General features: G+C 44.5%; 19 protein-coding genes and 1 riboswitch. Of the genes, 3 read left to right on the forward strand and 16 right to left on the reverse strand.

Annotated elements, in window-relative coordinates; genetic code table 11:
- Positions 1 to 14 precede the first annotated feature (14 nt).
- From sufB to rimP, 5 genes are read right to left on the reverse strand one after another with little or no spacing between them, the layout of a single operon-like run.
- Positions 15 to 1460 carry a Fe-S cluster assembly protein SufB gene (gene sufB, locus DW033_RS04265; RefSeq protein WP_121961527.1) on the reverse strand — a complete coding sequence of 482 codons (1446 nt, stop codon included), beginning with the start codon at positions 1458 to 1460 and terminating at the stop codon, positions 15 to 17.
- Between the two features lie 30 nt (positions 1461 to 1490).
- Positions 1491 to 1982, reverse strand: coding sequence for a CvpA family protein (locus DW033_RS04270; protein ID WP_005859392.1), 492 nt, complete (start codon positions 1980 to 1982; stop codon positions 1491 to 1493).
- Positions 1983 to 1984: 2 nt separating this feature from the next.
- Positions 1985 to 4906 (reverse strand): translation initiation factor IF-2, encoded by a 2922-nt coding sequence (infB, locus tag DW033_RS04275; RefSeq protein WP_122382475.1) that lies wholly within the window; start codon positions 4904 to 4906, stop codon positions 1985 to 1987.
- Positions 4907 to 4926: 20 nt separating this feature from the next.
- Positions 4927 to 6192 (reverse strand): transcription termination factor NusA, encoded by a 1266-nt coding sequence (gene nusA, locus DW033_RS04280; RefSeq protein ID WP_005867586.1) that lies wholly within the window; start codon positions 6190 to 6192, stop codon positions 4927 to 4929.
- Positions 6193 to 6196: 4 nt separating this feature from the next.
- Positions 6197 to 6664: a ribosome assembly cofactor RimP gene (gene rimP, locus DW033_RS04285; RefSeq protein ID WP_005867585.1), complete on the reverse strand. Its 468-nt coding sequence runs from the start codon at positions 6662 to 6664 to the stop codon at positions 6197 to 6199.
- Between the two features lie 237 nt (positions 6665 to 6901).
- Positions 6902 to 7012: riboswitch (TPP riboswitch) on the forward strand.
- A 42-nt stretch (positions 7013 to 7054) separates the two neighbouring features.
- Here rimP and DW033_RS04290 point away from each other — a divergent pair.
- Genes DW033_RS04290 through DW033_RS04300 form a run of 3 tightly spaced genes read left to right on the forward strand, consistent with a single transcriptional unit; the run spans position 7055 to position 10552 of the window.
- Entirely contained in the window at positions 7055 to 9253 is a 2199-nt protein-coding gene (locus DW033_RS04290) for a TonB-dependent receptor (RefSeq protein WP_005867583.1), read from the forward strand.
- A 34-nt stretch (positions 9254 to 9287) separates the two neighbouring features.
- On the forward strand, positions 9288 to 9875 hold the full coding sequence (gene pnuC, locus DW033_RS04295) for a nicotinamide riboside transporter PnuC (protein WP_008777886.1): 588 nt from the start codon (positions 9288 to 9290) through the stop codon (positions 9873 to 9875).
- Positions 9876 to 9892: 17 nt separating this feature from the next.
- Positions 9893 to 10552: a thiamine diphosphokinase gene (locus DW033_RS04300; protein ID WP_057328872.1), complete on the forward strand. Its 660-nt coding sequence runs from the start codon at positions 9893 to 9895 to the stop codon at positions 10550 to 10552.
- Positions 10553 to 10632: 80 nt separating this feature from the next.
- Here DW033_RS04300 and DW033_RS04305 read toward each other — a convergent pair whose 3' ends face one another.
- The 11 genes from DW033_RS04305 to DW033_RS04355 form a co-directional block, all read right to left on the reverse strand.
- Positions 10633 to 11013, reverse strand: a complete 381-nt coding sequence (locus tag DW033_RS04305; RefSeq protein WP_005867576.1) for a hypothetical protein — start codon at positions 11011 to 11013, stop codon at positions 10633 to 10635.
- 51 nt (positions 11014 to 11064) lie between these two features.
- Positions 11065 to 12549: a DUF3868 domain-containing protein gene (locus tag DW033_RS04310; protein WP_122382476.1), complete on the reverse strand. Its 1485-nt coding sequence runs from the start codon at positions 12547 to 12549 to the stop codon at positions 11065 to 11067.
- An 8-nt stretch (positions 12550 to 12557) separates the two neighbouring features.
- Complete coding sequence (locus DW033_RS04315) at positions 12558 to 13115, reverse strand: DUF3575 domain-containing protein (protein WP_122382477.1); 558 nt, start codon at positions 13113 to 13115, stop codon at positions 12558 to 12560.
- 42 nt (positions 13116 to 13157) lie between these two features.
- Positions 13158 to 13445, reverse strand: a complete 288-nt coding sequence (locus DW033_RS04320; protein ID WP_122382478.1) for an HU family DNA-binding protein — start codon at positions 13443 to 13445, stop codon at positions 13158 to 13160.
- A 1072-nt stretch (positions 13446 to 14517) separates the two neighbouring features.
- Positions 14518 to 16992, reverse strand: coding sequence for a DUF4906 domain-containing protein (locus tag DW033_RS04325; RefSeq protein WP_122382479.1), 2475 nt, complete (start codon positions 16990 to 16992; stop codon positions 14518 to 14520).
- A gap of 17 nt (positions 16993 to 17009) precedes the next feature.
- Positions 17010 to 18536: a hypothetical protein gene (locus tag DW033_RS04330; RefSeq protein WP_048927148.1), complete on the reverse strand. Its 1527-nt coding sequence runs from the start codon at positions 18534 to 18536 to the stop codon at positions 17010 to 17012.
- A 21-nt stretch (positions 18537 to 18557) separates the two neighbouring features.
- Positions 18558 to 19649 (reverse strand): hypothetical protein, encoded by a 1092-nt coding sequence (locus DW033_RS04335; protein WP_005867565.1) that lies wholly within the window; start codon positions 19647 to 19649, stop codon positions 18558 to 18560.
- A gap of 256 nt (positions 19650 to 19905) precedes the next feature.
- Entirely contained in the window at positions 19906 to 21456 is a 1551-nt protein-coding gene (locus DW033_RS04340) for a fimbrial protein (RefSeq protein ID WP_122382480.1), read from the reverse strand.
- Positions 21457 to 21510: 54 nt separating this feature from the next.
- Complete coding sequence (locus DW033_RS04345; RefSeq protein ID WP_122382481.1) at positions 21511 to 22638, reverse strand: fimbrial protein; 1128 nt, start codon at positions 22636 to 22638, stop codon at positions 21511 to 21513.
- Between the two features lie 41 nt (positions 22639 to 22679).
- Positions 22680 to 23591: a FimB/Mfa2 family fimbrial subunit gene (locus DW033_RS04350; RefSeq protein WP_122382482.1), complete on the reverse strand. Its 912-nt coding sequence runs from the start codon at positions 23589 to 23591 to the stop codon at positions 22680 to 22682.
- A 42-nt stretch (positions 23592 to 23633) separates the two neighbouring features.
- Positions 23634 to 24893 carry a fimbrial protein gene (locus DW033_RS04355; protein WP_048927147.1) on the reverse strand — a complete coding sequence of 420 codons (1260 nt, stop codon included), beginning with the start codon at positions 24891 to 24893 and terminating at the stop codon, positions 23634 to 23636.
- Positions 24894 to 25094: the final 201 nt, after the last annotated feature.

Genomic DNA, 25094 nt, shown 5'->3' on the forward strand with positions numbered 1-25094 from the left:
AATTGAAAATTATTCTATCCTACGCTGCCTTCCAGCGAGATCGTTAGTAATTTCTGAGCCTCGACGGCGAACTCCATCGGTAACTTATTCATTACCTCACGGGCATATCCATTCACGATCAAACCGACAGCCTCTTCTACCGAGATACCCCGTTGCTGGCAGTAGAACAATTGCTCCTCGCTGATCTTACTCGTCGTAGCCTCATGCTCCACGATCGCCGTCTCATTCTGAATATCAGCGTAAGGGAACGTATGAGCTCCACAAGTAGAGCTTAGTAACAAACTATCGCATTGGCTATGGTTACGGGCGCCTTCCGCACGGGCGGACACCTTTACCAATCCCCGATAGCTATTCTGGCTATGACCGGCAGAGATACCCTTGGATACGATCGTACTTTTCGTATTCTTACCCAGATGGATCATCTTCGTACCCGTATCGGCCTGTTGGTAATTATTGGTCACGGCAACCGAGTAAAACTCACCTACCGAGTTATCACCCGCCAAGATACAGCTAGGATATTTCCAAGTGATCGCCGAACCGGTCTCTACTTGCGTCCAAGAGATCTTGCTACCCTCACCTTTGCACAAACCTCGTTTCGTCACGAAGTTATAGATACCGCCTTTACCTTCCTTATCACCCGGATACCAGTTCTGTACGGTAGAATACTTCACCTCAGCACGCTCGTTCGCCACGATCTCCACGATAGCGGCATGCAATTGGTTCTCGTCACGCATCGGTGCCGTACATCCTTCCAGATAACTTACATACGCCTCATCGTCAGCGACAATCAAGGTACGCTCGAACTGTCCGGTATTAGCGGCATTGATACGGAAATACGTACTCAACTCCATCGGGCAACGTACGCCCTTCGGTATATAAACAAACGAACCGTCCGAGAACACGGCCGAATTCAAGGCGGCGAAGAAATTATCACGATAACTAACCACGCTGCCCAAATATTTCTGCACCAAGTCCGGATGATGTTGTACAGCCTCGCTGAACGAACAGAAAATAATCCCCTTCTCCGCGAGATTCTCCTTGAAAGTAGTCTTCACGGAAACACTATCCATCACGGCATCTACCGCCATTCCGCTTAAATGCTTCTGTTCTTCCAAAGGAATACCCAGTTTATCGAATGTTTTCAACAACTCAGGATCTACCTCATCCAAGCTCTTTGGTCCCTCTTTTTTCTTAGGGGCGGCATAATAGATAATGTCCTGATAATCGATCGGCGGGATATTCAAGTGAGGCCATGTAGGCATCTCCAACGTCTGCCAATGGCGAAAAGCCTTCAAACGGAACTCGAGTAACCATTCCGGCTCGTTCTTCTTGGCAGAGATAATACGGACCGTCTCCTCGTCTAATCCACGATGGATCACCTCCGTATCAATATCGGTAACGAAGCCATATTTATAATCTCCGCTCGTTACCTCATTAATTATATGATTTGAATCCTGCATAATTAAAAATTAACCATTGATAAAAGCCCTTCATTCTCCTAATGAAAACAAATTATGTGGGAAAATTGTTGGTACTATTTGCTTCACGCTATAATAAAAACGAGATTCTATCTTTGATTGGCGATGAATCAAGACCGATCCGCGATCCACGAACTCCAGCGCGTTCAACAGCAAACTGGTAAAGACCAAAACGACCAACAACCCGAAAAAACCACCAAACAAATGGTTGATAACACTCAACGGTGTCGCCCCTACCACCTTGGTAACCAGTTCACCCGCTAGGATAAATACCCCCATAATCAAGATAAAACCCGCTATATAACTCAAGATCGTAACCCCTTCTTCCGGAAACCAACCCAACGCCAAGATATATCCTTTCAGCCAAGCCGCCGCTTTCCCGCAGAAAAAGATCGCGATCACTAGGGCTATAAGCGAAACAACCTGTTTGATGATTCCATCAAACAGGCCTTTCACAAATCCTATCCCTGCCAGACATAGCAATGTAATGTCCAACCAGTTCATCGTTATAACGTCTTCTTAATTTCTGTCTCTTCGTAAGCCTCGATCATATCGCCTACTTGGATATCGTTGAAGTTCGTAATATTCAAACCGCAATCCAAGCCAGCCACGACCTCTTTCGCATCGTCCTTGAAACGTTTCAAAGAGCCTAGCTCGCCGGCATAGATCACGATACCGTCACGTATCAAGCGGATCTTGTTCGTACGCTTGATCTTGCCTTCCTTAACCATACATCCGGCAACCGTACCGACCTTGGTGATCTTGAATACCTGCCGAACTTCCACATAAGCGGTAATCTCCTCCTTGATCTCCGGAGAAAGCATGCCTTCCATAGCGCTCTTCACCTCCTCGATCGCATCGTAGATGATAGAGTACAAACGGATCTCTACACCTTCCTTCTCGGCGTTTCTACGCGCTTGCAAAGACGGACGAACTTGGAATCCGATAATGATAGCGTTCGAAGCCGCCGCCAAAACCACATCCGACTCGGAAATCTGGCCAACCGCCTTGTGAATTACGTTCACCTGAATCTCCTCTGTAGACAAACGGATCAAGGAGTCGGACAATGCCTCTACGGAACCATCCACGTCACCCTTCACGATCACGTTCAACTCTTGGAAATTACCCACGGCGATACGACGTCCGATATCATCCAAGGTAAGCATCTTCTGCGTACGAAGACCTAACTCACGCTGCAATTGCTCACGACGGTTAGCGATCTCACGCGCCTCTTGCTCAGTCTCCAATACATTAAATGTATCACCGGCCTGAGGAGCACCGTTCAAACCGAGAATCAATACCGGCTCGGAAGGACCAGCCTTCTCCACCCGTTGATTACGCTCGTTGAACATCGCTTTGATACGTCCTTGATGAGTTCCCGCCAAAACGATATCTCCCATCTTCAACGTACCGTTCTCCACCAATATGGTAGATACATAGCCACGTCCCTTGTCCAAAGAAGACTCGATGATAGAACCAACCGCACGTTTTTTCGGATTCGCTTTCAAATCCAACAGGTCGGCCTCCAACAAGACCTTCTCCAACAACTCCTCGACACCGATACCTTTCTTAGCGGAGATCTCTTGACTCTGGTACTTACCCCCCCAGTCTTCCACCAAGTAATTCATATTCGCCAACTCCTCCTTGATCTTCTCAGGATTAGCATGTGGCTTATCGATTTTATTAATAGCGAAAACAATAGGAACGCCGGCAGCCGAAGCGTGATTAATCGCCTCAATCGTCTGAGGCATCACGTTATCATCAGCGGCCACGATAATAATCGCGATATCCGTCACCTTCGCGCCACGGGCACGCATAGCGGTAAACGCCTCATGACCCGGAGTATCCAAGAACGTGATACGGCGGCCATTCTGCAACTTCACGTTGTAGGCTCCGATATGCTGCGTGATACCACCGGCCTCACCAGCGATTACGTTCGCGCTACGGATATTATCCAATAAAGAAGTCTTACCATGGTCAACGTGTCCCATCACCGTTACGATAGGCGGACGGGCTACCCAATCCTCCTCGTTATCATCTTCCTCATCAGCGTTGATCGCCTCGACAACATCCGCGCTTACATATTCAGTCTTATAACCGAACTCCTCAGCCACGATATTGATCGTCTCCGCATCCAGGCGCTGATTGATCGAAACCATAAGGCCGATGCTCATGCAAGTACCGATAACCTCCGTTACAGATACGTCCATCATGTTCGCCAAGTCGTTGGCCGTAACGAACTCGGTCAGCTTCAATACCTTGCTTTCCAGTTCTTCCTGTTCCATCAACTCGTGCTCACGTTTCACAGCGGCGTCACGTTTATCACGACGGTATTTAGCCCCCTTATTATTCTTATTATTCTTGTTGGTCAAGCGAGCCAAAGTCTCCTTGATCTGCTTTTGAACATCCTCTTCGCTAACTTCCGCTTTCACCGGCTTCTTCAAGCGAGGCTTACGGTCGTTATTCGGACGATCGTCACGATTCGGGCGCGGATAATTCGTACCCGGCGTATTATTCACGTCTACTCGATCTTTCTTGATACGTTTACGCTTCTTCTTAGCGTCACCTTCCTCACCCGGTTTAGCAGGAGCGTTCGGTTTAATCAAAGTAGGCGAATTCGGACTCTTATGAGGAGCGCCCGGACCGTTGCTATTATTACCCGGCCGATTGTTATTAAACTTTTGCTTCTCATCACGCTCTTTCCGCTTCTCCTCCTTCGTTTTCTTCTTCGGACGAGTCGATTGGTTAAGCGCATCCAAGTCAATCTTACCGGTTACCTTGATCTTTGATTCCAATTTAACCGAGTTCAAACGGAAAAGATTATCGTCTTTTTCCTCGGTCTTCTCTACTTCCTGTTCCGGTTTCACACTTTCCACCTTAGGTTCCGCAACAACCGGTTGCTTCTCTACGGTTTTTTCTTTTTCCACTTCCACTACTATAACTTTTTCTTCTTTTTTCTCCGTGGGAGCCTGCGCAGGCTGCGCGGGTTTAACAGGAGCTTGAGCAGCGGGAGCGGCAGGCGCTTCCTTCACTTTCGGCTCTTCCTTTACCTTAGGCTCTTCTTTCACCTTCGGCTCCTCTTTAGCCTTCGGCTCTTCCTGCTGTTTTTTATGTTGTCCACCATCCAAATCGATATGACCCTTCATTACGATCTTAGGCCTGAATTCTTCCGGTATCACTGTCTTTATTTCCGCAGTCTTCTCTTCTTTCACAGAAGGAGCCTCTTTCTGCGCACGATCCGCCGCAAAATTACGATCTTTCTCAGGCAGATCCTTTCCAAACTCTTTTACGAGCAAAGCATACTGTTCATCACTGATCCTCGTGTTGGGATTATCCTCAACCGAGAACCCATTCCGGTGCAGGAACTCAACCACCGTGTTGATTCCCACGTTCAATTTTCTCTGTACTTGAATTAATTTTATAGGCATATCTAACTTTGTCGTAATACTTATTCGTTACCTTCATCTTCAAATTCCGCAGATAAGATAGCTAAAAGATCGTCCACGGTCTGCTCTTCCAGATCGGCACGTTCAATAATCTCATTGCGGTTCATAGCAAGGACGCTCTTCGCCGTATAGCATCCTATATTCTTCAGTGCGTCGATCACCCAGCTGTCGATCTCGTCGGAGAACTCATCCAAGTAGATATCCTCCTCGTCCGCTCCTTCGATATCACGGAATACGTCAATCGTATACTCAGTCAACATACAAGCCAACTTAATATTCAGACCACCCTTACCGATCGCTAAAGAAACCTCCTCCGGACGTAGATAAACCTCAGCTTTCTTTTCTTCCTCATTTACACGGATAGAAGAGATCTTAGCCGGGCTTAAAGCACGCTGGATAAACAAAGAGAGATTTGAGGTGTAATTAATCACATCAATGTTCTCGTTTCTCAACTCGCGAACGATTCCGTGAATACGAGAGCCTTTCATACCTACGCAAGCACCCACCGGGTCAATACGGTCATCGTATGACTCGACAGCCACTTTGGCACGCTCTCCCGGGATACGGGCGATCGCCTTGATCGTAATCAAGCCATCATTAATCTCCGGAACCTCCAACTCGAACAACCGCTGCAAGAAGACCTTATCCGTACGGGAAAGAAGGATCTTCGGGTTGTTATTATAGTTATCCACACGTTGAACGATCGCACGTACGGTCTCTCCCTTACGATAGAAATCGGTCGGGATTTGCTCGGATTTCGGCAGTAGCAACTCATTACCATCGTCATCCAGCAACAGGATTTCTTTCTTCCACACCTGATAAACCTCAGCGGCGATGATGTGGCCGATTTTATCCTTATACTTAGCGTACAAGCTGTCTTTCTGCAATTCAAGTATCTTTGAAGCCAAAGTCTGGCGCAAGTTTAAGATCGCACGACGTCCGAAGTCCGCGAAATGCACCTCGTCGGTCACTTCCTCGCCCACCTCACAGTCGGCGTCGATTTTACGGGCCTCCGTCAACGTAAGCTGCAAGTTCTCATCCTCCAATTCATCATCAGCCACAACCGTACGGTTTCTCCAGATCTCGAAATCACCTTTCTCAGGATTGATAATCACGTCATAGTTCTCATCCGTGCCAAACATCTTGGCGATCACGTTACGGAACGAATCTTCCAAAACGCTAATCATCGTATCTTTATCGATATTCTTCAACTCCTTGAACTCCGCAAGGGTGTCAATCATACTGATTGTTTCCTCTTTCTTGGCCATAATCTTACTTGAATCTTATTAAGTATTTTGTATATTTTATTTCATCAAATGTATACGACTCATCCTCTATCACGGTTACCTTCCGCTTAGCGCCCTCCGGTTTCACCTTCTTCTCGACAGAGACAACCACACCGTTCTCGTCGGCAGATTTCAACACACCTGTCAGCTTCGAGCCGTTTTTCAACAGCATCTCCACCTCGTTTCCGATGTTCTTGACGTATTGGCGAAGTACCTTAAAAGGAGAAGTAATGCCGGCGGAGCCAACCTCCAGCTCATAATCCTCGACGTCACGATCCAGATGCTCCTCCAAATACCGGCTCAACTCAGCGCAATCATCAATGCTTACCGCTTCATCGTTATCAATTTCAACGACTATCAGGTTCCCCGGTTTAATCACTACGTCTACTAAATAATTGCTTGAAGAGGCTAGTTTTTCCTCTACTAATTGGCTTACCACTTTCTTTTCTATCATACACATATCTGTTAAGAACAAAAGAAGGGGACTACCCGCCCCCTCCTCAACTTCACTTAATCGCCCGCAAATATACAAAAAATCAATGAGTTCTCAAAATATCCTCATCTTTTTGCAGAAAAAATTAATACGACACAAACCGGATTACGATCGATAGTAATCAGAATTAATATCTATAGAAATCCGATTTACTATTGATAGTAATATTTATTAACATTTTTATGCCTATCTTTGCTGCCGAATACGAAGGGGTGCTCGCGGAATCCTTCACGAAAGGAGCGGGCTGAGATCATACCCATAGAACCTGTACAGGTAATGCTGTCGTAGGGATTCATGCTTCTCCGATCCTTTCTATTCATCTATTTAGTTTTAAAGCAAAAAGATGAAAAGATGAAAAATGTATTGGTTATCTTGGCCGGCTCCTTGCTGGCTACAACCGCCAAGGCACAAATGCCTAGTCCGGTCGACTCCTTGAAAATCTCAAAAGACGTATCTTTAGATGAAGTGGTTATTACCGCTACCAAAGTCGGGAAAGAGACCCCGGTAGCTTATAGCGACATCTCCAAACAAGAACTAAGCAGCCGGAACAACGGGCAAGGTATCCCATTCCTTATCTCCCAATCCCCGTCTGTTATCATGACCTCGGATGCCGGAACGGGTATCGGTTACTCCGGTTTTCGTATCCGGGGTACAGATGCGAACCGTATCAATATCACGATCAATGGCGTACCGGTTAATGACTCCGAGTCTCATACCGTATTCTGGGCTAATATGGCCGATATAGCTTCCTCGGTAGAATCGATCCAGATCCAACGAGGCGCCGGAACCTCTACGAACGGAGCTGCGGCTTTTGGCGCTACGGTCGCCATGCAGACCGAGAAACCGTCCTTAAAGCCTTACGGCGAATATTCCGTATCAGCAGGTTCTTTCGGTACGCTGAAACATACGGTAAAAGGCGGCACTGGATTACTTTACGATCATTTCGCTTTCGACGCCCGCTACTCCAATATCCGTAGCGACGGCTTTATCGATCGTGCCTCCGCCCGTATGAGTTCTTACTATGCCTCCGCCGCTTTCTATGCCGATAATACATTGATTAAATTCCAAGCCTTCGGGAACAGCGAGAAGACCTATCAAGCATGGAACGGTGTTCCGTCTTATTTACTTGACACAGATCGTAGCTATAATCCATGCGGAGAATATGAGGAAGATGGAGTGAAGAAGTTTTATAACAATCAGACGGATAATTATTGGCAACACAACTACCATTTAATGGCCAGCCAGCGTATCGGAGATTTCTGGAATATGAACCTGACCCTTCATTACACCGACGGAAATGGATATTACGAGGATTATAAATCGAAAGCCAAATTCAGCAGTTATAAACTACCGGAATATATCGATCCGGAGGGTAATACCGTAAAAAAGACGGACCTTGTGCGCCGTAAATGGCTCGACAATTATTTCTATGGAGCCGTTTATAGCGCAAACTATCAACGTGACAATACCCGCCTTACGCTGGGAACCGCCGTCAACAACTATGTAGGCGATCATTTTGGCCGGGTAATGTGGACCAAAAGCGCAAACGTCTTGCCACAACCGGATTACGAATATTATCGCAATACCGGTAAGAAATTAGACTACAACGCATACGCTAAATTGACTCAACGTCTTTCCCCTCTTTTCACCGGCTATCTGGACTTACAATACCGTGGGATCCATTACACCATTAAGGGAAACGATGACAAAGCCGGGGAAGGACTGGACATTCGTAAGAACTGGAACTTCTTCAACCCGAAAGCCGGAATAAACTTCCATAACAATGGCCATAACGCCTTCGTCTCTTTCTCCGTCGCTAACCGGGAACCGAACCGTGACAATTTCACGGAGGCAGGCCCCGAGGAACGTCCTACCCACGAGACCTTATATGATTACGAGGCCGGTTATAGTTTTGGTAACGACCGTTTCCGGTTTGGAGCCAATCTCTATTTCATGGATTACAACAACCAATTGATCCTGACCGGCAAGATCAGCGAGATCGGCGAGGCCCTCACTTCCAATATAAAGGATAGTTACCGAATGGGTATCGAGCTTACCGGAGGTGTACAAATCACCTCTTGGCTAAATTGGAGCGCGAACGTAACCCTCAGCCAAAATAAAATCAAGCATTTCGTGGAATACGTGGATAATTGGGATACCGGAGGACAAGAGATCAATGATCTAGGCACAACGAATATAGCTTTCTCACCCAATCTAATAGCGAACAGCATGTTCGATTTCGTTTACAAAGGGTTTATCGCAAGTTTCAACTCACAAATAGTAGGCCGCCAATACATAGACAATTCAAGCAGCAAGGATCGTTCCATCGATCCCTACTTTATCAATAGCCTACGTATCGGTTACGCCTTCCAGCCTAAGTTCATGAAAGAAATAACCCTAGACGTGACTATCAACAACCTCTTCAACGAGAAGTACGAGACCAACGCATGGGTATACTCGTATATCGAAAACGGCACACGTAAAAAGGATGACGGTTATTTCACCCAAGCCGGCACGAACGCCATGGCCAGGATCACCTTCAAATTCTAACTTAATTTTCAATTATCAATTATCAATTACTAAAATGGTTTGGCTAGAATACTTCGGAGTAATAACCGGTCTGCTCTATCTCTTTCTAGAGATTAAACAACATAAGGGCATGTGGGTGGTGGGATTCCTCACCTCCCTCGTGTATGTCTTTGTCTTCCTGTCCGCTAAGATTTATGCGGACATGGGATTGCAAACCTATTACGTAGGAATCAGCATATACGGTTTCTATCAATGGACCCGGAAGAAACATGAGATACACACGGAAAACGACAGTCTTCCCTCCGACCGTATCCTATACACCCATCTGAGCCTTCCGCTTTTCGTGGGGATTATCGGAACATTGGCCGTTGTATTCGCCATCTTATGGTATCTCCTTCATCAATTCACGGACTCTCCCATCCCCGTAGGCGATGCGTTCACCACGTCGGTAGGCATTGTCGCTACTTGGATGCTGGCAAGGCGAATTATCGAGCATTGGATTTTTTGGGTAATCGTAAACCTCGTTTCCGTATATCTTTATTACCTTCGGGGCTTGTATCCGACGATGCTACTCTATTTTTGCTATGCGACACTAGCCATTGTGGGCTATTACAATTGGCGGAAGAAAGGGGAAGAGTTTTAATTTATAATTTATGAATTATGGGAGATAATACGGAAGTGAAGGAAAGAGGATGTGTGATCGTAGCGAATGGGAGATTTCCTTCCGCTGAGTTACCCTTGAGATTATTAAAGGAAGCGAAAACGATTATCGCTTGTGATGGAGCCGTAAAGACACTTTATGAAAAGGGTATTCATCCGGACGCTATCGTAGGAGACTTGGACAGTATACCCGCCGACCTGCGCAAACGCTACGCAGACCGAATCCACCATGTAGAGGACCAAGAGATCAACGACCTCTCCAAATCCATCCGCTTCGCCCATGCCCAAGGCTATCGAGAAGTTCTCATATTAGGAGCTACCGGATTGCGTGAGGATCATACATTGGGAAATATATCCCTTCTTATGGAGTATGCCCCCTTATTCAAGCGGGTGGAGATGTTATCCGACTATGGTCTTTTCACACCTATCTTAGAAACAACGACTTTCGCTTCTTATCCGGGGCAACAAATCTCCATTTTCGTTCTTTATCCCGAAGGGGAGATTAGTACAGAAGGACTCCGCTGGCCCATTTGCCAACGAAAGCTCACCTCATGGTGGCAAGGAACTCTCAACGAGGCTTTAGGAAATCAATTTACCGTCACCCTCTCCCCAGATTGCCGGGTGATCATTTACAGGGAAGCTCCCCATACAAAAAAATAGTCCTGAAAAGTATCACTACTTTTCAGGACCGTTACACCCCTCAACTTTACATGCTTAAATAAGAAGCGTTCGCTTCCTTATCAAGCAGATAATTTTTTTAACTCATTCTCTTTCCATTCGGAAAAACCTTCTACCCTATCCCTTATCTGGAACTGTAGCTTATCGTCGGCAACCAACTTCAGCACAGCCGTAGGAGAAAGGGGCAAATACATATCATTCACGGCGAAAAAAGCTTTCAGTAAAACCACGTCATAGTCATCGTGGATTACTTCTTTCTTTAATACAACCGAAACCTCCATCTGAGTCAGATAGTAGGCTGAACGTTCGTATGCGCACCAAGCATCTCCTTCCAGATACAGATAGACATTGTTTGGATTATCTACCTCATGAGGCAGAACCAACTCTACTACATCTGATGCTTGTTCCATATAAAAGAAATTATTATTAATATTTGTCTTCATGACATTTACAAATTAAGTGCCTTCTACCCTATACATAGGGAGGAATAGCTATCATTTTACAGCGTTGAAACTATCAAATACCGCATTATCCTCTATTTTCTTGCGCAATTCCTCTAAATTTATCGCCGCGGCCTTTACTCCCATATCCTGAGCCTGCTTCAATAGAGATTCCGCTTCCGTCAAATCACCGGTCAACATACTTAACACTCCTTTCGCATGAACCGCCTCCGGGGCGTTCCCCGCTTTCGCCAAATAGTTCTTAGCGGAAGCATAATCACCCTTGCCCATAGCGATATTCGCGGCGTTAAGATTCGCTACCGGATCATTCGGAAACATACGGACAGCGATATCAAATACATTATTATATTCGTCACTACCGATCTCATAGCTGTTAGCCACCGCGAACATCTCCCCTAAACTTAGCTGTTGCGGACGAGTCTTGATAATCTCACGCCCCTCATCCACCGTAAACTCACGTACCGTATAATCAATCTTATATTCCGAGCGACGTAACGAAGGGAAAATATCTTTCAGCACATAACGGAAAGCGGCGCCACCACCCAAGGCACGTAACTTAGCCTCCTTGCGATCCGGATCATCCGAGCTATCGATAATCGCCAATACCTCGCTACGATTCGGTACATTCGGATCGGCCTCTACCTTTTCCTTAAAACCGACCCAATCTTCCGGTTCCGAGCTCATCGTGAAGAAATCAGCCTTGAAGTCATTCTTCTGGCGGATATAGTCACGTAACGCTTTGACACGATTATCCGCCAATTTCTTATTACTAGCGTAAGAGCCTTCCGGTGAGGCATATCCTTTCAGTACGATACCTGTCGGTTTCACGTTCTTATCCTCTGTAACGGTACGAATCGTATTATTGATCTTCGCCAACTCCACCGCATTATTACGGAAATCAGGAAGAATCTGATATTTACCCACTTGGAAGTCCAAAAAAGCCGTACCGACCTCCGCACGATGCTTCTCCGTCTCTGCCATCGGCGTGATATAAGAGAATGTAGGCTGAACCTCATAGCGCTTATCCGGACGACGACGAATCTTGTCCGCGATCAATAACGGACTACCGGCCTCTTCCTTACCACAACCGCATAGATTCGGGTCTAACACGACACGTGCGTCTTTCATCCAATCCTCAAAAGGCACGGCGGTTTTATAACTTACCACTTGATCTTCCTTATTGGCTTTCAAGATAGTATAATGAGGTACGTCGTTCAAATTATCCAAAGCGACCTCACGGTTATATACTTTCTGGCGGATACGTCCGTTCACCAAAATAGAAGGAAGCCCCTCTTTTTGCGAAGCCGACTCCAAGACGGGGGTCAGTTCCAAATAGCTACGGGATTTCACCGCATCGCCACTTACCGTCACCACGGCATCGATATATACCGAGTCGCCCTTCTGTACCACGTCGTTACAAATCACTTTAACCCCATCCGAGGCAGTCTGTCCCATGATTGCCGGAGACACGACGGCCATCATAGCCGCCATCATATATGCATTTATCTTCTTGTTCATCGTTTGGGTTATTTAATAAAGTAAATAATAGAAATAGCCGCTTTCGTAACCCCGAAATAATCTTTCGTATCGCTTTTCAATACGGTTCCGCAAGTGGCACAAGGATATTTATCATAATCCAGATGCGCCCAACCAATACCCAGCACGGCTTCCATGCTCCACCGGTCACTCAACAACCACTGATAGCCATAAGAAAGTCCGGCTCCATACAAATTACCTTGATACCGATGATTCTCCATATTCTTGCTCAAGAACTTCAGACCTCCAACATTGTAATCCGCATAGTGCGCATGCAAGCCGAAGAAATGTCCATTGAACTTCTCGCACAACCAATAACGAACTTCTGGTTGTACCAGCCAATGTTTCATACGAGCCTCATCGCCAAACTTCCATCCATTATAGTTGCCGGATAGATCTAGCGACCACTTTTTCGCCAAGCCAACCTCTACGCCCAAGTTGATCGTAGCAGTCGCATCATAGAGCAAGTTCGACTTCACCGCGAACTTCTGGCCGTAAACGCCTGTCGTAGCTACCAAGAGCAGGACTAGGAAAAGAATTCTCTTCATATCGAATATTTTTTCGTTTTTATTATACATTCATGAATGCCTTCACTTCGACGAGCTCGCATTCAACTGTTTAAGTAATAACTTACCAGGCTTAAACTTCACGCTTTTACGAGCTCTTATCATATAAGCCACCCCATTCCTAGGATTTCTGCCGATCCGTTCGGTTTGTTCCCAAGCGGAGAGCGTCCCAAAGCCCAATAGCATCAAAGAACCATCACTTTCCAAAGCCTCTGTCGTAGTCTCTTCCCAAGCTTGAACAAAGCGCATCACCTCCGCTTGCGTAACCGACAATTTATCAGCCAATGTTTTCACGAGTTCTCTCCTATTCATCCCTTTCACTTTTAATTTGTATCACAAAAATAGATTATAACATTTCTTAGCACGATAGGTGTGAGTTTCAACTTTAAAGGGTAAACCTACCAACTATCCTTGATTGATAAGAATACCTATTCATTTCAAAGAAGGTGATAGGAACACCGACACTTTATAAAGACAGCAAGGGGCAGACTTGTGTAAGCCTGCCCCTTATCAGTCATACTGTATTTATCAGACTCGGATTCTATTAACACCATCAATCCGCATCATCCACTTCTAATTCTTAATCTCCTCCTTGCGGATAAGGTTCTCAAGGTCATTCACTTCCTCCAAGGAAAACCCCGTAGATTGGGCGATCACAGCCGGATCCGCCCAAAAGTCTTACCTGTTTGCTCGTTTGCCAGAACCACGTCCGTTCGCCATGAAGGGAACTCGGGAAGGCTGAAGTTCAGAAAACGTATCTATGTCGTAAAGGTAAGGACTATTTTCCGAATAAAAAATCTCGTTTAGATAAAATAAGCCATTCATATCACTTTAGTATCAAAGATCAACCTGTTAGCCAAACGGACATTATCTGATCCTTTTGATCAATATAAGACGCATATCGTGGCATTCCCTTTTAACGAAAGCCACACAATAAAGACATGGAGCGCCGCTTTATTCATGTTTTAGGATAAAAAAGGACGGTTTTCAACGCACATTAGGAGGCAAAAGCCTACACATACGGTGGCGTTGGGCAACACCTACCGTGCCGTTGGGCATCGTAAGCGGTCGCTAATAGGGTTATAAGCGGTCGTGAATGGGCATTCTTGTACCGTTACACCCCAGTCGTAAGCCTGTTTTTCCCCTTTTAACCCTACTTGATATGAATTACGATGAATTAATTTAGCTAGAATGAAAGGGCATTTTTCAACATCTACGTATATGCTAAGCAATTACTGTTTTTTTCTTGCGTATTTGGAGGCAAGTCGTAGGTCGGGACGGAAAAAGGGATTCTCCGGGAGTTAAGAATACAAAGTGTCAGATTGATTTCTGTTAAATAGAGAGAGACGCAGCATGCTGCGTCTCTACAACTAGATATATCAATTTATTTTTCACTCCTCACACAACGAACAAACATGCCGTTATTCGTATTTAATGTTCCGACATTAATAGGAACATTGGTATTCAGAGAATACCAAAAATCTATAAAAAGCATATTCGTATCAGCATGAGAGTCACCAGATCCAGACCAATAAAAAGCCCCATATCGATGGGCTGTATTATAGAGAAGTCGACCTCCACCCAAATACCCAATACCAATCTCATCAATCCCTGTATCCTCTGCAGCACTCCCATGCTCAGTCATAACAGCCTTTCCATAAGAGAAGAACAAATTGACAGGTTCTCCAGTAGAACGAACCATTAATGTCCCTTTAGCCGGATTGCAATCTATAGTTTCATCTATAACCGCATTGCCTTCTGAATCCCACTGCCAACCAAAAGGAGTATTCTCAACCGGACAACTATCATCATACACATATCCTCCATATGTAAATAATGTATTTTTCTCCGTAGCACTCTTAATAGCACTGTAATGGCTAGCCGCAGGAACTTTATAACCACTCGGACATGGACCTTGTCCATACTCCCATTTGTATTTTTCATTGCGCATGTCCTCCGATGTTTTTTCTTTCCAATTCAAATGCTTATTACCATAAGTCACATCCCATGGTGTATAATAGGAATCTGAAGCCCCTCCTTGATAAAAATATCCAGATTGGGTCGGAGCGTTGGTGATAGAGCCTTTTGTCGTACAATTGAATAAAGACCAAGTTGCCCCACCATCCAACAATTGCGTATCCGCATAACCTTGACGCAAATAAATCATATGCTCGCAACGGTTATTATGATAGGTTACCTTGATAGCGCCATAACGATTGGTGGAAGAACTTCCTGTGCTCGAATTCGGTTTATAATTAAAAACAATATCACCTCCAGTACCTGTAACAGACTCCGATGTTCCGACGACAGACTGTCCGTCATCTGTAGATAGCGTAAACCAATCCCCGGCGGTAATAGTAGCTGTCCAAGGGCCAATAGAATTCAATATCTCATACTTTCTCTTCTCCTTATTAAATTCTCGCACCTTAACTTTGACAAGCTCCCTGTTGTCCCATTTCTTATAGAAAGCTATCGGATCGACCAAACGGATAACTTGATTGACAGTTACAGTTTTAGAGATTGATTTTCCATCCTTCCCTGTAGCCGTAATCGTCACGGTATTAGTTATGTGATCCTTACTACTAATATTCGTTTTCTTCGTGATAACTCGAATCGTATTCGTATTTTTATCATACGCACCAATCTGGAAATCCTTACTATTTGAACCTTCCACACTCCATTCACACTTATCAAACCACTGATGATCTGTTGGTAACTTCACTTGGATATCACTTATAGAGCCTATCCGATACCCGATATAAATATCATCCACCGTAAAATCCCAGTTGAAATCTTTCGTCACACGCCAAGAAGCCTCGTCAACCCCGCCCTTACCGGTAAGATTAAGCGTCACGTTATAGTGGGCGTTTCGCTCTACCGCAAAATTGGTAAAAGCGTCATCTCCTAAGAAAAAGCGATAAACAATCTTCCCATTAGCACCCATTTCTGAATACTCTGCTTCCACACGAATATAAGAACAAGTCTTATCCGCTTCCACAGTGGCAACATCCTTTATTGGGGTGTTACCTAAACTGGCCGGGGTTTTATATGCCTCTACATACTTTCCGTCTTTCAGTAAGCAGACACCATCCGGTTGCTTATTCTCATACATAAAGAAAACACTGTTATCTTTCATTGAACTAACATTCTCTACCGGATTGGAAAATTCGATCATATCAGCCTCCGTTATATAATCTGAAGGTGACGGATTTGCCGGGATTAAGTTGTTCATAAACAATTTACCAGTAGCCGGTACTTGATGCAAAGATACTTTTAGGGGCTTGATCGTACGATCTTTCAATCCAGAAGTATTCACAGATACGGATATCATAGCGTAAATACGCTTTAACGAAAGGATGGCAAAACCTTTTCCTCCGCTAACTGATACATCATCAGCGGATGCGCTCATTACCATCTTTGGCAAATTATCTAACGTTCCATACGATAGATTATCTATCTTATCGAACGGCTCCGCACTCAAATCAGATTCTGCGTTCGCAATTACTCGTACACGATAAGAACCATTCTGTAAAGCTATATCGTAATTAACCGCCTTATTCTCTTCGTTATTATTTACGGTAAGGCCATTCAAGGCTGCACCGGTCAAATACAATCCTTTAACTAAGCGATTATTATCCTTATTATACACAAGGATATTCAAATCGCTAATAGCATTAGCATCAGTAGCAGAGGCTTTCGTGAGCGGAGAGATCACGTCGCTAGCGGAAACGCTCAAGGACAGTCGTAATCCATCAACATTCTGCTCTCCTCCATTCACTTCCGTCTCTTCCATGCAGGAACCTAGTCCTAGCATTAACAGGCCCAAGAACAAGGCATATATATTTTTTATCGCTTTCATAATATTCTATTTACTGTTTAATTAAAGTTTGCGCTAACATCTTTCCCAACCCAAGGAGCTACCCATATATTAAACTCACCTGTTGATTGTTTCAACATTCCTGTCACATGATAATAGTTACCGTGGATCAAACCGTCCGTGCATTCATCCGCTTTATATTCAGGGTTGATTGGGATGGAGTATTGATAGTCCGTACTCTCTCCGGTAGAAGTTATATCTATTTTAGATACGGTTCCACCCATTTCCAATTCTTCCGTATTGATAATAAACTTAGTGTTTGAACCTTCTCCCCAGCCCCCATCTTCATCCCATGTGGGATGAAAACCTGTAGACTTCAACTTATAAGTTGCTATTTCCTTTTTATCACCCTTAACGTATTCCCCAACTATCTTCACAGACAAGGCTTTTGTTAGATCACTGACCTTGTCTCTTTCATACGTGTAAAAAGATAAATTGACCTTAGTATCTGCCATTCCTCCTAGGATAGATCCATCTCTCAAACCAATCGCATCATTCAATTGATTTGTGGGGATAATCAGTTTCGATTGTGTATTCACATTCAATACTTGAACACTTATCAAATTAAACAACCATGTTGGAGTTGTAGTAGTTATCGCCATTGTAATAGGGTTTCCCGAAGAAAAACTTTCTATATGCGCATATTTATTACTAGTATTAGGTTGATTAGCACAGTCTTTATCCGCAGAGTTATTCCATGCCCGCGCTAACGCCTTAGCACCAGCTGGAACTTTTTCTCCCGATCCTGTTGCCTTCAATGCACCAGACTGATCCACATATACAATAACAGGTTTATTTTTGTTAGATGCGCTACTCATTCTTTTAGATAACTTATTGATAATGTCATCCATAGAATAACCATCCAACGTCCACTTACTCGTAGTCGTAGAGCCTTCCATCTTCGGCAACTCCACATCCAAGCCCAACTCTACTTTCGCCGCCAATTGCTTCAAATGGACATCCTTGCCGCCAGAAATCACACCGCTAGTAGCGGTAAATTTCATATCCTGCTCGCCTGCCTTTATCAAGGTTTTCGGATCGAATGTATAATAACCCTCTCCACCCAACGTACCAGTATAAGTTACCGTCTCGGCACTTAACCCATTATAATCCATTTCCGCATAAGACGCAACCTTGTCCTCCAATGGATTCACGATAGCTACCACCTTCAGTTCCGTGTTAAGCGGTAAGGTTAAACCGGTCAATTTAAAAGAGCCGGAACTTTGTGTCCCGACAAAACTGCCATCACCTAAGGTTCCAGTCTTAGAAATCAAGTATTTCCACTCGTTATCCACCTTCTTGAAGATGGAGACGAAAATATTGTTTATGTTAAGCTCATCCGCCGTAGCGTACTGATAAGTACCACCGGCATTTATCGCTTTCGTCTCCACGCCCTCAGTAGAGAAAGAGATCGAAACCGTACCTGTTTCCATCGGTCGCTCATCTATCAGCTTCTCTTCCGTACATGCGGTAAAGGCCAAGAGCGCCAAAAATCCTGTCAATACTATATCTTTTAACTGCTTCATGTTATGTTTATTTTACCCTGTTTACTTAACTGGTTCTCCAAAAATATCACCGACACTCAAGGTATTCGGTATCCAATCTTCAATTACAAAATCAATATCCTCGCTGGCATTACCTATTGTCACAGATAACTTATAGAGATTCCCCCCAACAACCTTCACCGCATCTCCCGGCTTTGTCTTGATCGGATAGGTACGATCCATTACCGCACCATCGACCTTATAGGTTATTTTCATGGAAGTCTGACGATCCACATCCGTATTATCATAGCCATAAAAACGGATCTTATCGTAAGTACCGTAAATGTCTTTCTTCGGATCACTCTGGTTCACATCGGTTGGCTTCAGAATATTATCATCTACTCCGGAAAAAGAGCTACCATACTCACCTACCACTTTAGCGCTTAGCTTAATGTTCAGCATCTGTACGGAAACGACCTCTACATTCGGTACTACCGGATACTCACCATCCACCTTTTCTTTACTCGTGTCTACCACCTTGAAGGAAGCCAGTTCAAACGCCGCAACTCTCTGCGATACGGGAATTGTTATTTTGTTACAATTCACGTCATCGTGAGTAGCCAATTGAGTAGTTGTTTTATAAGATCCAATGGGTTGTTCTCCTACTTTTACTAGAAAATTAGGTTCTGCCAACTCTACATCTCGAATACCCGCTATGGTTGTACAAGCCAATAACTTATCGGCAGTCGTCTGTGTCAGGTTCGCCACCGCATAAGCCGTAAGTGCCGGCTTATCACTTGGCACTTTCACGATCATGTGGCGCTTGATATCCGTAGTAAAGGACTCGCTACTCGTCTGCAAATCGCTTGTTGCGTACCAATAAGAAGACAATACATTGTCATCTTTAATAATAGCTACAAAACAATTACTGATAGAAGATTCCGTAGAAGTAACATCATTGGGATTTTCCGTTATTTCACCAGCCTTGGTCATAGAGCTATTGCCGGAAAGAGAGAAGGCAAAAACGGCCTCGGTGTTTGCGATATTCGTCCCAACGCCTCCCATATCCACGTTATTCAAAATATCGTCTTCCATGGAGCAGGACACTCCGATGCAAAGGAAGCATAACAATGCTAGTATATTCTTTATTTTCATAATGGATTGAATTTTTCTCTTGTTTTTACGCTAGCAAAATTAGAGGAATCCATTATTCGGCACGATAGGCGTAACTTTCAACTTTAAGGGGTAAAACTAGCATATTGAATATAGGCATTTGAGGGTGTGGTTAAAGCTATCTTTGGAGATAGGGATACCTATGCAGAGCGCAAATCCATTCATCATAGGACAAAAAAAACGGAGTCCGGAAATTCCGAACCCCGTTCTCGCTATTAATCGTTATGAAAGAGTTTAATCAATTCACGTCTGTCTCAGTTTGCGTGATGACCGTCCAAGGCTCGACCTTAATACTGAAACTGATACAAGCGTTCAACTCGCTTGTGTCGGGATCCTTAGAGCCTTCACCGGTTATCGTAGCGTATATCTTATAGATGGTATTACGTTGTACACCAATAATGCCACTAGTCGCATCTTGCTTAATTGGTATACGGTAGTAGCGATCTTTTTTAACCACATCATTACTTTGTCCATTCGTTTTTCCATTCGTTTTTCCATTTGGATACCAATTGCCCCGAAGAATTAACATGGTCTGTATATTTCCAGATGGAGAAGCACCTTTATTCAGATCATCTGCAAGCATCGGTTTATCCCCCTTCATTTCAAACACATAAAATTGAGGCATCTCTTTACGTCCATATCCATCACCACTAATCGTTTGGTCATCAAAAGAGAACCAACTGCTACCATTATAATTTATGGAACCATCGCCGTTCAAATTAGAAGAATGACTATGACCCGTCATTTTGATGTCTACCCCTGCATCCATTGTCCAAGCTAAAGAAGCTATATTTTTAGTACCATTCACTAAGAAATAGTCATCTCGCTCATAGCTACAACCATGAGAATAAGCAGTAGCATTATCCAAACTATACGGTTTTGTTGCGTCAGCATAGATAAGGGAAGTATTGCTAGCGTTAGCGATATATACATGTGTCAACTCAAATGACGCGTCTGCATAATTGTTCTTGAAGTCGCAATCAATAGCTTGAAGTTGGACACGGGCTACATGGCGGGTTAATGGGATTTTATCATCATCTGGAATATTTGCCGGATCATAAGAGGAATTTTTTTCAGTCCATCCTTCCGCTTCACTTTTTTTCTCAATCTCCTTATGTGCTGCACCTACTACCGCATTGTTTGTATATGTAATAGAAGGGGTTGTAGATCCTTTCACCCAATTATCATATGTTGTTCCTGCCAGAAGCTTAGAACTACCTCCACCGATCGTAACTATCTGGCTAAACATCGGTACATACGTTTGCGTACCACTGGGCACTGGATGCACTTGCATAAAATCAACAAGACTTTCAAGTTTGGCTGCTTTCACATCCCCCAAATTAGAAGGAGGCGTAGCAAGTTTCGTATTCGCTAAAAAGACCACCGCCAATTGCGTATCAGAAAGTTCGCCGGCCGCCGTAGCTTTTACCTTGACAACGATATCCTCAATAGTCTTTACGGAATGACCATCAGCAGCAGAGGATACCGTCTTCATTGCGGCGAATTTATATGCATCCTCGTTCCCCCCATTGTCTACATAGAACAAATAGGCGGTTAGTTCATTAATAAATTGCTCGTTATTACTGCCAGATTCTAGCACAGCATCACCGCCCTCTTCCGTTGCACCTTTTGTCTGTATCCCATCCAAAGCCGTAGCGGTAAGAGAGACGTTCGCATCTATCATCTGATAGTTCTCTTCCGGTATCTCGATGCCATTCGAGCTATCGTCCGAGCAGGAGGCAAAAGTGCATGCGGCGAAGGAGGCTAATAATAAATGTCTTAGTTTCATATCCTTTTGTTTTTTCTTGTTTATACTAAATTTCATTCCCTATGATTCCATTACTTAGTCTATTACCGGATGCTGCATTACCGGGCCCCAGCCTACTACCTGCACGGCTATATTCAAGTTGGTATCTACCTCGGGTTCCGGATCCGGACCTGGGCCCGGGTCTGGCGTTACGGGAATATTGTCGAAACTTTCGCCGTCAAAATAAATACGGAGACGGTAAACGTAGTTGCGACGGATGAAATTATGATCATAGCCGTTCTGCAAGCCACCCGCATTGATCACCGCCGTGAAGATTTTCGTATGGTCCTGATAACTGGAATTCCCCCGTAAGGTAGCTTTTACGGCGATCATCGTGTGATCGTCGCTTTTCATATTTTCCATTACATAATGAACGAATGGCGTATTGGATATCGAAGCGCCATCATTTACCAACAGATCCTCGAACGAGGTATCTTCCGAATTTCGCACGGCATCGGGAGCCTCTGTCTCTCCCCAATCCGCCTCACTGAAATAGTAAGACTTTGTCTTCATATTGTAGATACCTACCGCATCGATTCGCACCTCACGTCCGGCGAACGGCGTTCCGGCAAAACGAGTGGATATATTCACCAAATCAATACGTGCGGCTACACGGGTCAAAAGGATCGGGTCGGAGATGCCATCCACATTTTGATCGCCAAGATCCTCATATCCTAAATAGTTATTTTCCTCAGATAAAGCGGATTTTGTAACGATCACTTGACTACTCATCGTTAGGTTCGTTTGCGATTGCGAGGAGAGGTCTACCAAGCGAGTCTGGAACTCATCGTAGGTAGAAACGGTAGATAATAAATCTCTCGGCACGTTCGCCAAGACAATGATCCGTGCCCGGACAGCCTTCGTTGTCGGCACATCGGCTATTATGGCGGAATGTTCCGCCCCGGAAAGAGCCTCCCATTTATAACCGAGCAGTTCCGTGCCGGTCTCATTAAAAACTACCACTGCCAAATTATTGATATAAGCCTCACCCTCCAACTCATTCACGTCATTGGGATTATAGGCTTTCGTAGCCGTACCGGACGCCTTGACAGCGACGGACAGCTTAGCGCCTTCTAAGGAAAGAACCGGATCCTCATCTTTAGAACAACTCACACAAGCGAGAATCGCCAAACCGGATAAAAATATGTTCGCTAATAATTTCATGTTCGTATCGTATTTCTTAATTATATATGATGAGGTACCCTTTAATGCATTGGAATATCTTCTTCCACTACTCCCCAAGGACGAACGGTTGCCCGGACGGATAAGGTTCCGCCCTCACCCCATTCAAGGATCAGATGGGTATTCTCTCCCGCGCTCGTATAAATAGGATCACCGTTCTCGTCTACCTTGGCCGAGCCTAACGAGACTCCATTGGCGCTTATCGACACAGCCATATCCTGTCCCGGGCAAGCGGTTTGCATAGTAGGGGTTATCCATTCAACCCCGGACTCGTTCCACGCACCTTCCGGATTATAATATACGCTATCGCCAATCTGCGTGCCACGGTAATCAAAACCACTTAATGTATTATTCAAGTAGAAGTCGCAATCCACGGAACTTCTCAACCCCATCCTGCCGAGTTGCTCTTGCAACCCTCGGGTCTCGATCGTGACCGTACCCACTTTCGGACGAATCACGATCTCAGTCTCCTTCGCTACGCCTCCGGCTTTTGTCAACACTTGTTCGCTACCATAATAAAGGCTGTCCGGGGTAACCGCCAAACCATCTTGGCTTTTCAACATCACTTTCAAGTCCTCTATGGTCTGGGCCTCCGATACGGATTGCTTTTCACCCAAGGCATTCACGTTGCCCCATGCCACGATACGTAGACTACGATCGGCGGTATAGCCATCCAAAACGATCTCATTGCGGGAACGGATAAAGTTCTTATCCAAGCGACGTTTCTCCAAGTAATTCAGATTCTCGTCGAATATATACAGATCGGTAGATTCCATCCATCCGTATTCCGTTATATCATCTCCCTTGATATTCTCGACCTTCAGTTTGAGCGTATAGCACTGATCCAAATCCTCCTTGATGCAGCTAGTCGCTATAATAGCGAACAAAGCCACAACCGAGAGAAGCAATTTCTTTGTAAACAGTATGTGTTTCATAATCCTAATTTTTTCTTATCAATTATTTTACCCTATATTGCTTTATTCTACTTCCTCATGGATAGTCTTCACGTTCCATGGCTCCACTTTCACGGATGCGCTCACGTTCGCCGATACCATCGGATCGTATGGGATCTCGGAACCGGGGCCGATGATGGTCAAGGTGATCGCGTATTTGTAGTTACGTTGGACGTAAAACCCACTCTTCTCTTCCGTACCACCAATCGTCACTTTTTCTCCAACAGGAATCGCGTAATAACAATTCTCTTTCGTAATAGACTCTTTCGCACCTTGCGGGAGATAAGTATAATCACCCTTTACGAGCAATAGAGTGTGGTTTGCATAAGCCGGATTAACATTAGATTCACCTGCATTAACTTCACCTTTTATATTCTCATAAACATAAAATTCATGATTCAAAGCCTCATCACTTGTTGTATTTTCTTGAACTAACATATCTCTTAACGACTGAGTCCCTTTCTTGTAAGAACCTTCGTCAATATTCCCTGAAAACTCTCGACCAACCATATATTTTAAATATCCAAGAGTCGGATCTGTAAAATCAATTATTTTCTCTATCGCTCCCCACTCTTCTTTAGAAGCCACATTTGAAACACCTTTTGCGCTTGCGATAAAGACTTCTTTTAAAACGAAGTTTTTACTTATATAATTCGCAGTATCGGGATTACTATGCGTTACCCGAGCTAAAGCGATCGAAGCGACATTACGAACCAAAGGAACTGGGCCTCCACCATGAACTTCCTGGCCTGTTTTTCCATTCACAGTTATCTCACTCTTCTCATCAGCATAACCTATATAGTTAATCGTATTCGCAACTAATGTCACATCAAGCACCCCACTACTCATCGTCAAACCTTTTTCCAAGGTCTCGTCGGCCAGATTGATTGTTGTTTCAAGAAAGTCAGTTATATCCTTTGCCTTTGCCAATTCAGCTTGGATAGCCGGGGCAGCGTTCGCCACAACCACGACCTGAGCATCACCCGCATACACGTCTTGCGGACCGACATCCTTTGTCCCATCAAGGTTAGGAGTAGCATCTTTTGTATATATCACACTCCATCCATCAACTCCAAACACCCCAACCGTTAGCGTATTCACGTCCGCATCCGTTGGAGTAGTTTCTCCGGTCTTCGTAACCGCCCCCTCCTCACTCTTGATAGCCAAAGCTAGTTGAGCTTTCTCCAAGACAGGAGCCTTTGGAATTTCTATTTCATTATCATCGGAACAAGCGGCAAATCCGCATAGCACCAACGATAAAAGAATGTATTTCTTGAATCTCATAGTATAATATTTTTTGTTCTCACATTAATATGTGACAAAAATAGAAAGGATATATCGTGGCGCTGATAGGCAGAACTCTCTATAATAAGAGACAAATGTATCAATTTCATAAAAGTGATAGGTTTCCCTACCTTTTGCAACTTTCACCTATAGAAAAAGGCTCAATCCGTGTATTTTATGCTACCGGGGTGGTACTCGGAT

It is taken from the genome of Parabacteroides sp. AF39-10AC (genome assembly GCF_003635405.1).
Classification (GTDB): domain Bacteria; phylum Bacteroidota; class Bacteroidia; order Bacteroidales; family Tannerellaceae; genus Parabacteroides; species Parabacteroides distasonis.

What these genes read in the sequence shown, in the direction of transcription:
- DW033_RS04350 (WP_122382482.1), bottom strand. Translation starts at nt 23,591, where the DNA reads ATGAAACACATACTGTTTACAAAGAAATTGCTTCTCTCGGTTGTGGCT.
- DW033_RS04345 (WP_122382481.1), bottom strand. Translation starts at nt 22,638, where the DNA reads ATGAAATTATTAGCGAACATATTTTTATCCGGTTTGGCGATTCTCGCT.
- DW033_RS04300 (WP_057328872.1), top strand. Translation starts at nt 9,893, where the DNA reads ATGGGAGATAATACGGAAGTGAAGGAAAGAGGATGTGTGATCGTAGCG.
- DW033_RS04315 (WP_122382477.1), bottom strand. Translation starts at nt 13,115, where the DNA reads ATGAAGAGAATTCTTTTCCTAGTCCTGCTCTTGGTAGCTACGACAGGC.
- DW033_RS04305 (WP_005867576.1), bottom strand. Translation starts at nt 11,013, where the DNA reads ATGAAGACAAATATTAATAATAATTTCTTTTATATGGAACAAGCATCA.
- DW033_RS04270 (WP_005859392.1), bottom strand. Translation starts at nt 1,982, where the DNA reads ATGAACTGGTTGGACATTACATTGCTATGTCTGGCAGGGATAGGATTT.
- DW033_RS04330 (WP_048927148.1), bottom strand. Translation starts at nt 18,536, where the DNA reads ATGAAGCAGTTAAAAGATATAGTATTGACAGGATTTTTGGCGCTCTTG.
- nusA (WP_005867586.1), bottom strand. Translation starts at nt 6,192, where the DNA reads ATGGCCAAGAAAGAGGAAACAATCAGTATGATTGACACCCTTGCGGAG.
- rimP (WP_005867585.1), bottom strand. Translation starts at nt 6,664, where the DNA reads ATGATAGAAAAGAAAGTGGTAAGCCAATTAGTAGAGGAAAAACTAGCC.
- DW033_RS04355 (WP_048927147.1), bottom strand. Translation starts at nt 24,893, where the DNA reads ATGAGATTCAAGAAATACATTCTTTTATCGTTGGTGCTATGCGGATTT.
- DW033_RS04335 (WP_005867565.1), bottom strand. Translation starts at nt 19,649, where the DNA reads ATGAAAATAAAGAATATACTAGCATTGTTATGCTTCCTTTGCATCGGA.
- DW033_RS04340 (WP_122382480.1), bottom strand. Translation starts at nt 21,456, where the DNA reads ATGAAACTAAGACATTTATTATTAGCCTCCTTCGCCGCATGCACTTTT.
- DW033_RS04325 (WP_122382479.1), bottom strand. Translation starts at nt 16,992, where the DNA reads ATGAAAGCGATAAAAAATATATATGCCTTGTTCTTGGGCCTGTTAATG.
- DW033_RS04310 (WP_122382476.1), bottom strand. Translation starts at nt 12,549, where the DNA reads ATGAACAAGAAGATAAATGCATATATGATGGCGGCTATGATGGCCGTC.
- pnuC (WP_008777886.1), top strand. Translation starts at nt 9,288, where the DNA reads ATGGTTTGGCTAGAATACTTCGGAGTAATAACCGGTCTGCTCTATCTC.
- sufB (WP_121961527.1), bottom strand. Translation starts at nt 1,460, where the DNA reads ATGCAGGATTCAAATCATATAATTAATGAGGTAACGAGCGGAGATTAT.
- DW033_RS04320 (WP_122382478.1), bottom strand. Translation starts at nt 13,445, where the DNA reads ATGAATAGGAGAGAACTCGTGAAAACATTGGCTGATAAATTGTCGGTT.
- DW033_RS04290 (WP_005867583.1), top strand. Translation starts at nt 7,055, where the DNA reads ATGAAAAATGTATTGGTTATCTTGGCCGGCTCCTTGCTGGCTACAACC.
- infB (WP_122382475.1), bottom strand. Translation starts at nt 4,906, where the DNA reads ATGCCTATAAAATTAATTCAAGTACAGAGAAAATTGAACGTGGGAATC.